The sequence below is a fragment of the Bacillus andreraoultii genome (genome assembly GCF_001244735.1).
In the GTDB taxonomy this organism is placed as follows: Bacteria; Bacillota; Bacilli; order Bacillales; family Caldibacillaceae; genus Caldifermentibacillus; species Caldifermentibacillus andreraoultii.
On the sequence record NZ_LN868937.1, the window covers coordinates 389,203 to 404,980 of the forward strand.

Annotated in this window: 11 protein-coding genes; 3 read left to right on the forward strand and 8 right to left on the reverse strand. The window is 35.4% G+C overall.

Features of this window, described 5'->3' with window-relative positions:
* Positions 1-173: 173 nt before the first annotated feature.
* From BN2144_RS07195 to BN2144_RS07205, 3 genes are all read right to left on the reverse strand, one after another.
* Complete coding sequence (locus BN2144_RS07195; RefSeq protein ID WP_082195166.1) at positions 174-1,634, reverse strand: gluconate:H+ symporter; 1,461 nt, start codon at positions 1,632-1,634, stop codon at positions 174-176.
* Positions 1,635-1,747: 113 nt separating this feature from the next.
* A complete protein-coding gene (locus BN2144_RS07200; protein WP_033827578.1) occupies positions 1,748-3,736 on the reverse strand; it encodes a YjhG/YagF family D-xylonate dehydratase in 1,989 nt (662 codons plus the stop codon).
* Positions 3,737-3,740: 4 nt separating this feature from the next.
* Entirely contained in the window at positions 3,741-4,694 is a 954-nt protein-coding gene (locus BN2144_RS07205) for a dihydrodipicolinate synthase family protein (protein ID WP_042337713.1), read from the reverse strand.
* 253 nt (positions 4,695-4,947) lie between these two features.
* Between BN2144_RS07205 and BN2144_RS07210 the strand changes: the two genes are divergently transcribed.
* On the forward strand, positions 4,948-5,712 hold the full coding sequence (locus BN2144_RS07210) for an IclR family transcriptional regulator (RefSeq protein ID WP_033827579.1): 765 nt from the start codon (positions 4,948-4,950) through the stop codon (positions 5,710-5,712).
* Between the two features lie 149 nt (positions 5,713-5,861).
* On the opposite strand, the gene BN2144_RS07215 is transcribed toward BN2144_RS07210, so the two are convergent.
* Entirely contained in the window at positions 5,862-6,083 is a 222-nt protein-coding gene (locus BN2144_RS07215; protein WP_042337739.1) for a hypothetical protein, read from the reverse strand.
* A 909-nt stretch (positions 6,084-6,992) separates the two neighbouring features.
* Between BN2144_RS07215 and BN2144_RS07220 the strand changes: the two genes are divergently transcribed.
* Positions 6,993-8,252, forward strand: coding sequence for an RNA-guided endonuclease InsQ/TnpB family protein (locus tag BN2144_RS07220; RefSeq protein WP_033827581.1), 1,260 nt, complete (start codon positions 6,993-6,995; stop codon positions 8,250-8,252).
* A 202-nt stretch (positions 8,253-8,454) separates the two neighbouring features.
* The gene (locus BN2144_RS07225) at positions 8,455-8,964 is read left to right on the forward strand and encodes a YfiT family bacillithiol transferase (protein WP_033827582.1); all 510 of its coding nucleotides are present in this window, start codon (positions 8,455-8,457) and stop codon (positions 8,962-8,964) included.
* Positions 8,965-9,088: 124 nt separating this feature from the next.
* Here the strand turns inward: BN2144_RS07225 and BN2144_RS07230 are convergent, their stop codons facing one another.
* From BN2144_RS07230 to BN2144_RS07245, 4 genes are all read right to left on the reverse strand, one after another.
* Entirely contained in the window at positions 9,089-11,974 is a 2,886-nt protein-coding gene (locus tag BN2144_RS07230; RefSeq protein ID WP_050632240.1) for an AAA family ATPase, read from the reverse strand.
* Between the two features lie 26 nt (positions 11,975-12,000).
* Entirely contained in the window at positions 12,001-13,122 is a 1,122-nt protein-coding gene (locus tag BN2144_RS07235) for a DnaJ domain-containing protein (RefSeq protein WP_033827583.1), read from the reverse strand.
* The gene (locus tag BN2144_RS07240) at positions 13,123-14,631 is read right to left on the reverse strand and encodes an Hsp70 family protein (protein ID WP_033827718.1); all 1,509 of its coding nucleotides are present in this window, start codon (positions 14,629-14,631) and stop codon (positions 13,123-13,125) included.
* A gap of 194 nt (positions 14,632-14,825) precedes the next feature.
* The gene (locus BN2144_RS07245) at positions 14,826-15,272 is read right to left on the reverse strand and encodes a hypothetical protein (RefSeq protein ID WP_033827584.1); all 447 of its coding nucleotides are present in this window, start codon (positions 15,270-15,272) and stop codon (positions 14,826-14,828) included.
* Positions 15,273-15,778: the final 506 nt, after the last annotated feature.

The following is a 15,778-nucleotide window of genomic DNA, read 5'->3' on the forward strand; positions in this document are numbered from 1 at the left end:
ATTCAATCTATGCTGGATTAATAACGAATCCTTTACTGGAAGATAGGTCGATTGTATTAAAATAGTTCCATAAAACTGAGCATGAATTAAAAAGAGAAGTTTATCTACTAATTAATAGTATGTTATAACTTCTCTCTAACTGGTGTTTTCTACTAATTGTACTATAAAGATTATTAACTTATATTTTTATATGCCTTTGAATCTTTTTTTATATTGTTATGATTGTGTTTTAACATTCCGAAAAGTCCGGCTACAATTATAAGAATGATTACAATACCACCCATAATTAAGGAAACATCTAATAATAAAACCATTCCTAAACCGACTACTGATGCAATGGTTGAAAGAAGTGTCCATGTTCCAAATGTTTCTTTCAGACTTAATCCGAAATATTCCTTTACCATCCAGAATCCTGCATCATTCACATGAGAAGCGATAGAACTCCCGGCACCTGTTGCAAGAGTAACTAGTGCTAAATTTACATCTGAGGTAGTAGCGAGTAACGGAATAACTAATCCAGCAGTTGAAATCGCTGCTACTGTTGCCGAACCTAAAGCTACACGTAAGATTGCAGCTACAACCCACGCTAAGAGGATGGGTGAAATAGTACTATCAGCGAATAGTTTTGCAATGTAGTCACCTACGCCACCATCAATTAACACTTGTTTAAAAGCACCACCACCACCGATAATTAAAAGCATCATACCAATACTTGCAGCAGCACCAGAACAAGAGTCCATGACTGATTTAACTGAAATCTTCCTTGCAATTCCCATTGTATAGAAAGCTAATAGAAGTGATAGAAGCATCGCAACAGCTGGTGTACCAATAAAGTCTACAAAAGTAAGGAAGAAATTTTGACTAAGCCCTGCAACTTGTACAATCAAATCAACTATTGTTTTAATCATCATTAAAATAACAGGAAATGTAGCTGTAACTAGACTAATACCAAATTTTGGTGTTTCTTCTAATTTAAATATCTTTTGGTCACCTAAACTAGAAATATCTACTTCTTTATTAAAGGCACCAGGGACAATCTTTTTGGATAGTTTTGAAAATAATGGTCCAGCAATCCATACTGCTGGAATGGCACAAATGATTCCATAAAGTAAGACAGTACCAAGATCCGCACCATATTGCCCCGCGATAACTGTTGGTCCAGGATGAGGAGGCAAGAATCCGTGTGTAGCTAACAAAGCCGCTAACATTGGAATACCTAAATGCATTGGGGAAACTTTTAATTCCCGAACAATTGAGAAAATAATTGGGATTAATAATACAAGTCCAACTTCAAAAAACATGGCAATACCGATAATAAAGGATGCGACAACAACAGCTAATTGAATTCGCTGTTTACCAAATTTATCGATTAACGTTATAGCAATCCGGTGAGCACCACCCGCGTCAGCTATCACTCTACCCAACATTGCACCAAGTCCAAAGATAATAGCAATACTACTTAGCGTACCGCCAATTCCTCCTTGTATTGACGTAACAATATCTCCAAGGGGCATCCCCAAAAGTATTGCAACGGCAAATGCGGTAATTAATAAAGATACAAATGTGTTTAATTTTAGAATAGAAATTAAAACTAACAATATAACTACACCTAAAGCAACGGTTAATAATGGCATGTAATCGCCTCCATTTTAAGTTGAAATCGTTGGGCTTAATACATGCTTCTCTACCAGTATCAATAGAGAAGCGTGTATTATCATTCAATCATTATATCGATGCATAAAACCTGTTAAATTTTTATTAGTCTTTCTTTATCTGCTAACGCTAACTTACCTGCCTCAATTACTTCCAAGATTCGATCCACATCATAAACACAACCTCTCCAAGTACCACCACTAATAGACTGTAATGCAGCCCATAAACGAGTGTCTTCTGGAAGATCGGCATCTGGTCCCATCTTTGAATTAGATTCGCGAGCCGCTAATATTTTCGCTCCTTCTTCTGGTGTCATTCTTCTATCTTCCGTTCCAATGAAGTTAATGGAGCCATCTAAGTTACTGCAATCAACAATAATTTCTATAATATCTCCGTTTTGAATCTTACCAAGTGGTCCGCCAGCTAAAGCTTCAGGTCCTACATGGCCAAAACACGCACCTGTTGAAACGCCAGAGAAACGTGCATCAGTAATTAATGATACATGCTTACCAAATGGTAAATGTTTTAGAGCAGATGTTAACTGATATGTTTCTTCCATACCGGTTCCCATTGGCCCCACACCAACAACAACCATAATATCACCTGATTCAATATCTCCATCCTTAATCGCTTTAATTGCATCTTTCTCAGATGTAAAAACTTTCGCTGGACCAGTATGCCGAAATACACCATCATCATCAATTACCGATGGGTCAATTGCTGTTGATTTTACAACAGAACCTTCTGGTGCAATGTTTCCAACAGGAAATGTAATTGTAGATGTTAAACCACGCTCTTTTGCTTGTTCTGGGCTCATAATAACTTCATCTACTTGAATGCCATCTGCTACAAATAATCGTTCTTGACATTTTTTTCGACGTTCAGAAGCTTCCCACCAATCTAGATTTTCTTTTAATGTATGACCGGTAACTGTCATTACATCTTCATGCAACAAGCCTAGTTTGCGTAAATGAAGCATGACTTCAGGGACACCTCCAGCTAGGAATACTCTGGATGTTGGATGATTAACTGGTCCAACAGGGAGTACACTTACAAGACGCGGAACTTTCTTATTAATTTTTGCCCAATCTTCTACAGTAGGAACTTTACAGCCGGCTGCATAAGCAATAGCTGGGAGATGTAATAATAGGTTTGTAGAGCCACCAAATGCTGCATGCACTACCATGGCATTTTCAATAGCCTTATCTGTTAAGATCTCTTTCGTTGTAATACCCATTTTCTCAAGTTCTAAAACTGCTCTTGCAGCTTGTGTTCCGATTTCTGCCCAAATTGGTGTACTAGAAGGCGCTAAAGCGGTATGTGGGAGAGCCATTCCCAATCCTTCTGAGATAACTTGTGAAGTTCCAGCTGTACCTAAGAACTGACAACCTCCTCCAGCTGAAGCACAAGCACGACATCCTTCAAGTGCTGCTTGTTCAAGGGTAATTTCTCCTCTTGCATAACGGGCACCTATAGTTTGGACTGTTCCGTTATCTTCTCCCTCAGTTGCTTGAAGAGTGGAACCTCCTGGAACGATAACTGTTGGTATATCATGCATAGATGCTAAAGCAATCATCATTGCAGGAAGTCCTTTGTCACATGCAGCTAAACCAAGAACTGCTTCGGTAGTAGGTTGTGAACGCCACAAACGTCTTAGAACAATAGCTGCGTCGTTCCGGTAAGGAAGAGAATCAAACATTCCTGTTGTCCCTTGAGTACGACCATCACATGGATCGGTGACGTGTGCAGCATAAGGTACTCCACCAACGGATTTGATAACCTCTGCTGCTTTTTCCATTTGAACACCAATTTCAAAGTGTCCCGTATGTAGACCCATAGCAATGGGCGTTCCATCATCTTTACGAATACCGCCAAGTGTACTTAACATTAAGACTTGTTTTCCCAACAATGTAGAAGGTTTCCAACCCATACCGGCATTTAAGGTCATTCCGAAAATATCACCACTTGGACGATTTCTTAAAATTTCCGGTGTCAAAGGTAATTTACCTTTTGGTCCTTCTTTATGGGAATTGATTTCGTATAAGGATTCGTCTACTTCACCGTAAATTTCTTTAATTGACATACTCTCACCTTCCATTTATAAGATTAATAGTTAACTTCCATTTTTTAAAATAATCTGGTAATAACTTTTGCAAGTAGTCTATTAAGTAAGCCTTCTTATCTGCACTCAACTCTGTAGCAGGTGATAAAACCTTAGTTGAGATATCAAACCCACGAAGGCGTAAAGCATCTTTTACTAAATTGTAGAAAGGGCTATCTAATGTATATAAACGAACTAGTTGGGCCAAAATTTGGTGATAATTTACGGCAGATTTAAAATCATTTTGTTGATGTGCTTGATAAAGGCCTACCTGAATTTCCGGAGCAAAGTTAGCTGTTAAACCAATTGAACCATCACCACCATTTAGTAGAGTATTTAAGAAATGATCATCATAACCACAAAAAACACTAAAATGAGGAACTTCTGATTTAACTATTTGAATAATTTCTCTTGTATGGGCGACTTCTGGAACGGTATCTTTAACACCTACAATATTTGGACAAGTTTTTGCCAATTTTAGTAGGAATTCAGGAGATAAATCCTGTCCAGTACATCCAGGGAAATTGTAAAGCATGATGGGTAAATCGACTTTTTCTGCAATTGATGTGTAATGTTTAAATAAAGCGTTATCATTTAACTTGTAATAGTAGGGGTTGATAACTATTACACCATCGGCTCCTGCGTCTTGAGCATGTTGACTCAATAAAATAGTTTTATCTGTACTAGGGGTACCGGTTCCAATTAATACAGGTACTCGCTTATTCACATAGGAAATTACAAACTCAGCTACTTCTTTTCTGAAGCGTTCGGACATATTAGCGAATTCTCCACCAGAACCCATAAAAAAGAGCCCATCTACTTTTGCATCGATTAAAAAATCAATTAACCTTTTCATTCCATCTTGATCGAGGCTGTTATCATTATGTAGCAGAGTCGATACTGGCGGAATAACACCTTTGAACTTTGTTTGTTCCTGCAATGTATTTTCCTCCTTTAGTTTTCATTGAATTTGTTTTACATTATAAAACTAAGTTCTTAAAAATATCTATCTTGGTTTTATTATAGGAGTTAGTATCTATGAAGTAAACAATACGATGTGAAATATTTGTGAACACTATAACATGTTCTAAAAATAAACACCTATTACTTAAAAAACAATATAGACAAGCGAAAATTTGTTCCTTATAATTTAACTAAGTTCTATAATATAAAACGAAAAGGAAGGAATAGTAATGCCAGTTATTCAATCTGTTGATCGTGCTTTAAATATCATAGATTTGTTTGATGAATTTACACCCGAACTAAAAATTACCGAGATTAGCGAAAAAATGAATCTTCATAAAAGTACAGTTCACTCGTTACTAAAAACACTCGAAAAACATCAGTATATTGATCAAAATCCAGAAAACGGAAAATATAGGTTAGGATTAAAACTAATTGAAAGAGGAAACTGTGTAATTAGTACTATTGATATTAGACAGGTTTCAAGAACATTTTTACTGGATTTATCTAAGAAAACCGGACAAACAGTCCATTTGGGCATTTTAAATGATACGGAAGGTGTCTATATAGACAAAATTGAAGGTGAATCAGCAATCATTCGTTTCTCTAAAATTGGTAAAGGAATACCACTACATGCTACGGCAATTGGAAAAGTTCTTCTTGCTTTTCAAGAACCAAAAGAAACATATAATCTATTAAAGGACTACCAATTTACAGAGCAAACTGAACATTCGATTACAGAACGAGACAAATTTTTAGCAGAATTAGAAGTTGTTCATCAGCAAGGATATGCCGTAGATAATCAAGAGAATGAATTAGGTGTTCGATGCATTGCAGCACCTTTATTAAATTATGAAAACAAGGTGCTTGGTGGTATCAGTATTTCTACACTAATTTCTCAAGTTGATGATGAAAAATTAGCTAAATACATTAAGTTACTTAAACAAACAAGTCTTGAGATTTCTAAAAAATTAGGATATAGATTGAATTTGTAAACTCCTAATTCTTTAGATTGTAAACAAAAAGTGACAATAACTATTATAGAAAAAAGTAAATAAAGACAAATAGACTCAAAGGGGCTGTTCGAAAAGGCCCCTTTTATTATCTTTTATAGAAGTTAAAATCTTTAAAAGGTAGTTCGTAACTAAATGTCGCCAACGAAGACGCCTTTAAGAGTGTATTGAGGAATATCTAAGGAAATTTTTATTTGCTCCTCTAGATCGTTAATTTTCTTCTCAATTCGATCAAGTTGATTTCTACGTTTCTTGTTAGAACGAATAAATAACACAATAAGGACAATAATTAGTACCAGAAAGATAAGATAAAACAACTGATACAAAGCATCTCCAACAGTAAAACTACTCAACTTCTCACCCCCTACATCTTTTATTTTTCTCTTATCGTACAATACACGCTGATTATTTAAAACTACCAAAAAGCACTCCCTTTTAGAAATCGACCGAAAATTATAACATCTTTAAACTAACTTATTGTCGGTTTGTTTGTTGTATTACTTTGATTGTTAAAATTAAAGAAGGGACAGAAGGAAAAAAGAAAAAGATTAGCAGCTAAATTATGTAGCCGTTTTTTCATGTAAACATTAAATGTAGCTCACGTGGGAATGATTGCTAATGGGATTGCGACTTACCTCCTTGCGTACAGGTTGCGTTAACTGTGCTCAAATATTCACCGTTTGTCTACCACATTCGACAAATTTCCCCATAAAAAGTTTAAACAAACGTTTGTTTAAAGATCTTTGTATCCATTGGTATGATAGGAATTTTGAGAAAAATGCCCGCATGTTTTGACAAAATTCTACTTAGTTGAGATTTTGTGTTGAAAGAGGCACTAGATAGGGGATTTACCGTAATCAATTGAATAATTAAATAAAAAACACTGAAGTGCAAGTGAAATATCTAGATGTAATGCATAAAAATATTACAGGTTCCATATTGTTCATATCTCAGATAAACCCATTGTTTTGGGATGTTACTATTAATAAGAAGCGGCTCTGTGGATGGGAAATTTCTTCAGGGCTTTTTATGTTTTGAAGGCAGCCCGGCCCCCTTGTTAACGTGTCACTTCCTGAAGGTGTTTTGTCATAAAGAAGGATTATAGCTTTTCCGAACGAGAAAACCCATTACGGTGCAATAGCACCCCCTTTAGGGATGGGATGATAGTGAGGTCGGTCAAAAGATGACCGAAAACTGTTCCGATTTAATTGTATATTTCCAATATTTGCTATATAATGAATATATAACAAGGAGGTGAAAACATGTACTTAACACAAAGCAATCAAATACGTGGTCTTTCCAAAGAACAATTTCAACAATTAAGAGAAATGTGTCACTATGCAAAAAACCTATACAACGTTGGACTGTATAACATTCGCCAACATTACTTTACAGAAAAAACATTCTTAAACTATGAAGCTAACTATCATGTATCGAAAACAAACGAAAATTATAAACTGCTTCAGGCAGGAGTATCACAACAAATTTTAAAAGTAGTAGACCGTTCGTTTAAGAGCTTCTTTAATTTGATTAAGAAGGCTAAAAAGGACGAATATCGGTTTCAAGATATTAGAATGCCTAAATATTTAAAAAAGGATGGTTTGTTTAGTCTCATCTTTTCAACAAATGCTATCAACATTAAAGATGGTTTCTTTCGTGTAGCTGTTTCGAATGCTTACAAAAAAGCTAATCCAAATTACAAAGAAATTTTAATTCCTTTTCCTTCACGCTTAGAAGGCAAGAAAATCAAAGAAGTTCGGATTGTTCCACGCAACAACGGGAAATTCTTTCACATTCAATATGTCTATGAGCAACCTTCTGAAAAAGCTGAATTAGACTTTAATAAAGCATTGGCTATTGATATAGGCTTAAACAATCTTGCTTCTTGTGTTGATTCAGACGGGGCGTCCTTTTTAGTGGATGGGAAAAAACTTAAATCAATTAACCGTTTGTACAACAAAGAAAAAGCACGATTACAGTCTGTTGCGATGAAGCAAGGATTAAAATATACAAAGAGAATGGATTCGTTGACATTAAAACGGAATAATCAAGTGAATGACTATATCAAAAAAACAGCTAGGTTCATCATTAATTATTGTTTGGAAAATCAAATAGGTAATCTTGTTGTCGGTTACAATAAAGATTTCAAACGAAACATCAATATTGGTAAAAAGAACAATCAGCAATTTACCCAAATTCCAATTGGTAATCTCCGAGAGCAACTTTCTAATCTTTGTGAACGCTATGGAATTTTTTACAAAAAGCAAGAGGAGTCCTATACAAGTAAAGCCTCTTTCTTTGACAATGATGAAATGCCAAGATGGAATCCAGCAGATGAAAAAGAATATCCATTCAGCGGAAAACGAATAAATCGTGGACTGTACCGTACATCTACTGGATATGAGTTTAATGCAGACATCAATGGTGCTTTAAATATTTTGCGTAAAAGTAACTTGCTGGATACTCGTATCCTACAAGCTAGAGGGTGCTTGGCTCGCCCATCAAGAATAAGGGTTGCATAACCATACTTCTTGTAAAGAATCCCACTCGTTTCACCGTAAGGTGTAGAGCTTGCCCCTTTAGGGGTGGGAGAAGTCAAAAAAGCTAATAGCGAAATACAATGTATAGAATGGTATCTATAATGAAGCTTTGTAAAGAAATAGTATGTTTTTTGTGCGCAAAGAATTTTAAAAATAGATAACGGATGGGGAAGGGGATTGGGAAATGGATGTTAGATATCCGATTGGGAAACTACAAGTTCCTGAAAAAGTAACATTAGAAAATATTCAAGAGTGGCTAAAGCAAATCGAAACTTATACAAGACGATTAAGAGAAACGGTTGATTCATTAAGTGAAGAGGAATTAAGCAAAACGTATCGTGGGGGGAGTTGGACCGTTCGTCAGCTTGTTCATCATATTGCGGATTCCCAGTTAAACATGTATCAACGTTTGAAGTTGGCTTTAACAGATGAAAATCCAACCGTACCAGCTTTTAATGAAGAAAAGTGGGCAATTCAACCAGATACTGCACTTCCTGTAGAAAGTTCGATTAAAATGTTAGAAGGTATAAATGAGCGAGTCGTATCTTTAGGACATCATTTAACTGAGGATCAATTAAATCGAGCTTTTACTCATCAAATAAATGGCAAAATCACAGTGGCAACAAAAGTGGCCAAATTAGCTTGGCACGAAGAACATCATTTAGCCCATATAAAAATAGCTTTATCAAATTAAGCGGACATGACTCCCCTTACTTTGGGGTTCCGAAACCTCAAATGAGCCCCAACCTAACTAAAGGTGGGGCTGAAAAGTGGCTTTTTGAAAGCAAGAAACTAGGTAAATGAAGCGATTATGATGACTAATTTTCTCTATTATTCAAAGAAAGAATATCACCCGAAGAAATCATCATTAATTCTTCATCGCTCGTATAGTCACTATTAAATATGCGATTTGATTGTACCCGTATCATTTCTTCCACGATATTGCGTACGTAACGTCCATTGCCATCAGCGAATTTGTAGGATTGTTGAATAAAGTTTTGTAATGCTTTTTCAGCTTCAAGATTAAGAGTAAACCCTTTTTGATGGAACAAATGAAGGGCGATCGCATACAGTTCTTCTGCTGAATAATCAGGGAAGTGAAATACGTTAGAAAACCGTGATTTTATTCCTGGGTTTACTTGTAATAACTGGTTCATATGTTCTTCGTAACCAGCGAGTACGACAATAATATCTTCTTTATGGTCTTCCATTAATTTTATTAGTGTATTGATTGCTTCCTCCCCAAATTGGTCATTCGCTAAAGCATAGGCTTCGTCAATGAATAGAACACCGCCAAGGGCACTTTTAAAAACCTTTTCTGTTTTTAATGCGGTTTGACCAACATATGGAGCAACTAACTCTGGTCGGGCGAGTTCAACTAGATGGCCTTTCTTTAAGATGCCAATATTTTTAAAAAGCTCAGCAACCATTCGTGAAATGGTTGTTTTTCCTGTACCAGGATTCCCTGTGAAAATAAAGTGTAACGATTGGTTACTGACGAAGTTTGGGTTCAATTTACTTCTTCTTTTATTAATGATTTGTTGTTTATATAATGTTCTAATTAAATCCTTTATATGGTCCAATCCAATAATTTGCTTCAATTGCGATTCGAGATTAAATTCTTCTTTTTCTTCTAATCCGAAATCCTCTAATGTTAGCATATCTATTGCGGAGTCTTCAGGTGTAGCTGTACGAACGGCTTGCTTTTTAATGGCTCGTTCAATTGTTTGACGAGCTAACCGTCCATTACCACTATCTACTTTCCCTTTAATTTGATGCTTTTGATAATATTCTCTTAATTGTTTCAAAGCTCTTTCTTCAATTTCAAAGCCTTGATATTGCGCAATATTTCGAGAAATATCCAATAGTTCATCGGTTGTGTAATCATTAAAATAGAAGGTTTGTGTAACCCGAGACCGTAAACCAGGATTTAATTCAAGTAAGTCCTCGATTTCCTTAGGATAACCAGCAAAGACAACAACAAGTTGATCTCTATAATCTTCCATCGCTTTGACAATCGTATCAATTGCTTCACGACCAAAGTCATTTTCGCCGCCTCTAGCTAACGCATACGCTTCGTCAATAAAAAGTACACCACCAAGTGCTGCTTTAACTAGATTCATTGTTTGCGAGGCTGTATGGCCAACATATTTTCCAACTAAATTGGAGCGGTCTACTTCGATTAAATGCCCTTCACTTAAATAACCAATTGCTTTTAAGTATTCAGCTAACAAACGTGCAACCGTTGTTTTTCCCGTACCTGGGTTACCAGTAAAGACAAAATGAAGGGAGGGCATGTTTACATGATATCCTTGAGAAAGTCTTTGTTCTCTTTTTTGTAGAAAAATCTTTAATTCTTTTAAACTAGTCTTTACCTCATGTAAACCGACTAATTGATCAATTTTATTTTCAATGGATGCTAACCTTTTACGCTTTTTGTACATATCTAGTAAAGGATAAAGATTCTCTCCAACCTTTAGTTTTATTACATGATTTTCTAGTACAATTTCGTAGGTTTCTGTATAATCAATCGTATGTTCGAGGAGGAATTCACTAGTTTTTACATATATTTCATTAGTTAATTGCTGTAGACGGGTTGCGCCACCTCTGTTGAAAAAGTAAATCGCTGCAGGTGATAAGGCTGCAGGATTCGTGTATAGGTTGATTCCAAAATTTGTTCGTGCTTTTTCTATATCTTGGTTAACGATCTTTTCAAAGAGCTTTTGTACATTTTCATCCGTTAACGAATCTAATGTTACTTTGTAGGAAAACTTAGATTGACTAGATTCGGTGAAAATAGTCATGACGTTTTCAAGCGGTTCATGCGTATGAAAAAATAAATATTGATCCTTCGCTTCGATGAGATTAAAGCTACCTTCAACAAGCATTTGGTTTACTTTGACTAACATGCCATCTTGATACGTATAACGACCGTCAAGTGGGACATATCCATTTGTTACAATACTATTTAAAAGGTTAATAAAATCCAGCGGGCATTCGTCAACGTTTTGAAAAATCGTCACACGGCTCCGTCCCATGAAGGCATTGTAAATATCAACATAAAACATATCTATCGCACCGTCTGTCATATCGTATTGGGACATATCAATAATTTTGGTTTGTTCCTCTTCTATTAAATGATGCTTATATACAAAGTTGAAAAAGCTATTAATAGTTGTCCGGACACCTTGACTTTTAGGGCTTGAGATTAGCATGGCTTCTCGGTATATATGAATAGGGTTAGTATTAAGTAGAGACTTTTGTACAGATTTTGAAAGATACCGAGTGAGCTTTTCTTGCCCAATGACTTCTTTCATAACTTCTTGTTCGATTTGTTCAAAAAGCCGTTTGTTTTTTTCTAAAAGGCTTGAGGAACTGTCAGCCATTTCTAAACGTGAAGTGTTTGAATTTCCTACTAACCGTTGTTTTATTTTATTTTGAAATTCTCCAGCTTCAATATCATTTGGTTTTTGAATTAAAATTTTCCGGCATACTTTCTGTGCTTCTTTATATGCTTCTAGTTCATATAATTGTTGGAGGATGACTTTTTGAGCATCGATGTCGTTTTTGATTTGTCTTTCTTTTAATAAAGCAACAAGGTCATTTATGATTTGTTCCTTCTCAGAATACTCTTTTACTTGTGTTTGAAGCCGTTTTTTCAACCCGTCGACTCCATCGTTTTGATATCCTAATAAAAGATCCATGCCTATCATCCTCTTTTTCATGTATTCTATCTTAAGGTGTTAATATATTTTTGATTCAGTTGATATTGTGGTACGCGTCCTTTTTTCCAAGCAAGGTAACCGGCTCCAGCACTTATTAATATACCAATGATGTTAAAGGATTCTAAACTGATTAGGAACATTGGTATGATGAGTAGGAATAAAGCCAATATTTTATAGTTATTTTTTAATTTCAAAGCGTTGTTTGCAACACCAATCCACTTTTGGATTTCTTGTCTAAGATTTTGATTCGTTACGTATTTTGATGCTTCAACAAAAAAGTCTTTTCCTCGAACAGAAGCTTCTTTATTTGTAAAATAGTAAAGCGTTTCGCCATTGTTGTAGTCCACTCGATGAGTCAAGTTTAATCCTTTGTAATAATACAACTCTGCAAGAATATTCCGACTATCTGGATTTAAACCTTGATTTTTCTCCAACTGTTTTAATAAATCTATCCCGTAGTCAAGTTGTTTTGTCTCAAGAGCTAGTCGTGCCGCCTCCGTGATATAATCAGGATCGTTAGGAGCAATGTTTAATGCTTTGTTGATTGCTTCGGTCGCTAAGTTCATCTTTTCAGAGTAATTTATATCGTTTCGATTCATTTGGCAATGGTATAGAACATAATAGAAATGAGGTTCGTTAGGTAATATACTGATTGCACGTTTAATTTCATAAAGGGCATCTTGTACTTCTCCCCAAAGAAAATGAGCTCTTGCTAGAATGGACCAAGCATATGGGTGGTTACCATCAGCTTCTGTTGCTCTTTTTGCGTATACAATGGCATCTGCTATATTGTTTTGATTGATTAAATTGTTTGCTTCCCCGATTAGTTGATCTGCTAAGCTTAATTGAGTTGGATTGTCCACTTCTTCTATAGCTGCTCTATATTCTTGTTGAGGAGCCATTGATTGTTGTAAATGAAGATCATATTGCGTTCGATTTTCCGGGTTTAATAACGTTTCCTCCGCTTCCTGTAGCAGCTCCATTCTTTCTGAGGCAAGTCTTTGACGTTGTGGATCTGGTGCATTTACACGTTTTCTCCATTTACTAAGTTCTGTTTTAATTTTTTCTCTTATTTCGGATTCAGATGCATCCATATGTAACTCGAGTAATTCATAGTAATTATTCATTTATTCCACCTCTAATGAAAGTAAGTTTTGTTGTTTTTCCTGAATTTCCTGATGTGTTAAATTGGACTGCCTTTCTATCGTAAACTCCCCGAGCTCAATATAGTTACGTACATCTTTGGCCGAAACGTGAACAATGCCATTTTGGTCATAAGAAATTCTTATTTCGATTGGAGAATTTGCAGGGAGATTTTCTGGCAAGGAAATGACTGAATGGCCAATAATTGTGACATAATTCGGATCCTCATCCTCACCTTCTGTTATCTGGAGAAAAATTTCTTCCTGATTTTCTTGGATTGTGAAAAATTCTCTAGCCATTTCACATGGTATTTCAGAGTTTCTAGGAACAATAATCGAGTTCATGAACACGTCAACTCCTTCGCTAGAAATAATTCCTAAGCTATGTGAGTTAACATCACGAATATTTACTTTCCTTGTATGACTTGAGTGAGCGTCGGTTTTTATAAAGGAGGCTTGGACAGCTGCCCCTAATGCAACGACTTCATCCGGATTTAATTCTTTTGATGGTTCGATTCCAGTATAATCCTTTATCATGCTTGAAATTATGGGTGTTCTTGTGGAACCACCTACTAATAAAATTTTATCAACTTCATTCCAAGCTAATCCAGCCTCAGCAATTGTTTCTTCCATGATTTGTTGGGTTCTTTTTAAGAATGGTTCTATTAATGTATTAAAGAGTTCTCTCGTCATATCGATACGAACGGATTTTCCTTGTGATGTTACAGGAATTGTGTATTTACTTCTTTTTGTAAGAGATTTTTTGCATTTTTCTGCATTTTCTCTTAACTCTTGTAGTCCTTGTTCATCATCGTAAATATCAAGACCTGTTTCTTCTTCAAACTTCTCAGCGGCATAATTGAAGATGGCATTATCAAAATCAAAACCACCTAAACTTGAATCACCATCTGTAGCTAAAACTTGAATTTCATAATTATGAACACGAACAATTGTTAAGTCGAACGTACCACCACCGAGGTCGTAAATAACAATATTTTGTTCGATATGAGCTTTTTCAGGGTCATAATATGCTAATGCAGCAGCAGTAGGCTCATTTATTACTTTTAAAACATTTACACCAATCATTTCTCCAGCATCTTTCGTGGCATTTCGTTTCGCATCATCAAAATAAGCAGGAACGGTGATGACAACATCTGTAATAGGTTCGCCTAAAGCTTCTTCTGCATTTTTCACAACTTTCTTTAAAATAATTGCAGAAGCCTCGACAGCATCGATAAAATAATCTGAACCTGGAATTGGAAATCTAAAACTCTTATTACCGATTTGCCTTTTTACAAATTGAATTGTATCTTCAAATTGTGATATAACGGCTTCTTTCGCTACTTCACCAACAATCGCCTTACCTTCTTCAATTAATATGACAGAAGGGGTGGTTCGTCCTCCTTCGCTATTCGGTATGATTTCTGGCTTTCCACTAGTATTTATATAGGCAACAGCAGAATTCGTTGTCCCTAAATCTATTCCTACTTTCATTTTCTCCCTACTTTCTAAAAGATTTAAATAAAAAAATGGTGTTGTTCCACTTCTTTCTGTGAAAAAGTTGTTTTCATCCATGTCTGGCGCATGATCATGGATGTTTAATTATTTCTATGGAGTGGTTTGGGTAGGGATAGCAACACGGTTTATGTGTCTGAACCCGTTGTTTATGTAACTCCCAATGAAATTATTTATGCTACTGACTGACCTTTGATAGAAGCAAGAATGATATTTTTATTTTGGAAGAATGTGATTGTTTCTCTAATTAAATAATATAAGGCCTTTAAGGTATTCCATATAAGAATAAAAAAGATAGCTGGGATTACTCCGAATAACGCTCCTATTGTCATGTTTCCTTTAGTTCCTCTTCTGGAAAATATATAGTCTAGAATGGACACACCTGCAACAATTGTAAAACCTGCAGTCGTCGTTTTAAGAACTGGACCGAAAGTGGAATAGCGGATGCATAAATAAATAGGGGTTAAAAGAAATAGAAAAGTAGCTAGGTTTTCAAAAATAGAATAATAGGAGGATAAAAATAGCATAATAATTGTTAAAAGAATGAGAGACCAACCTACCGTTACAGAATAAACTAACCTCCTTTCTAGTGTAAAATATTTCTTAAGATTTTCTAACATAACATAACCTCCAAATTATTACAGGCACACAATACGACAAATTTCCTGCTTATTTACTATATTATAAAGAGAATTCATTTTTTACAAGAACATTTGGGAGAAAATTACTAGTAATGAAGTTGGAAGTCGAGGTTAATTTCCATAATTTGGGATATTATGAAGTTAAAAATTGAAAAATAAAGGGGTACGATATTTCAAGAAGAAAGAAGCGGTCCTCTAGAAGGATTTTAGACGCCCAAATCGTGGTTAAAAAGGAAGAAGCGTATAAATGTCAATAGATTTATGGACACTTTTGACTGTTTAATGTATTGTCGGATTTACTTTTACACAGGTATCGTCAATAAAAATTCCATCGGTATCGGTTATTTGTATAACTGCCACGATATCCTTTTTCTTAAATTTTGTTTCATTCATAACTCGGGTTATTTGGTCACCGATAACTGACTTTATGCTTTTTCTAGAATTCTTATAGTCACTAAAAACATCACCATGGGTTGTGTGTATAT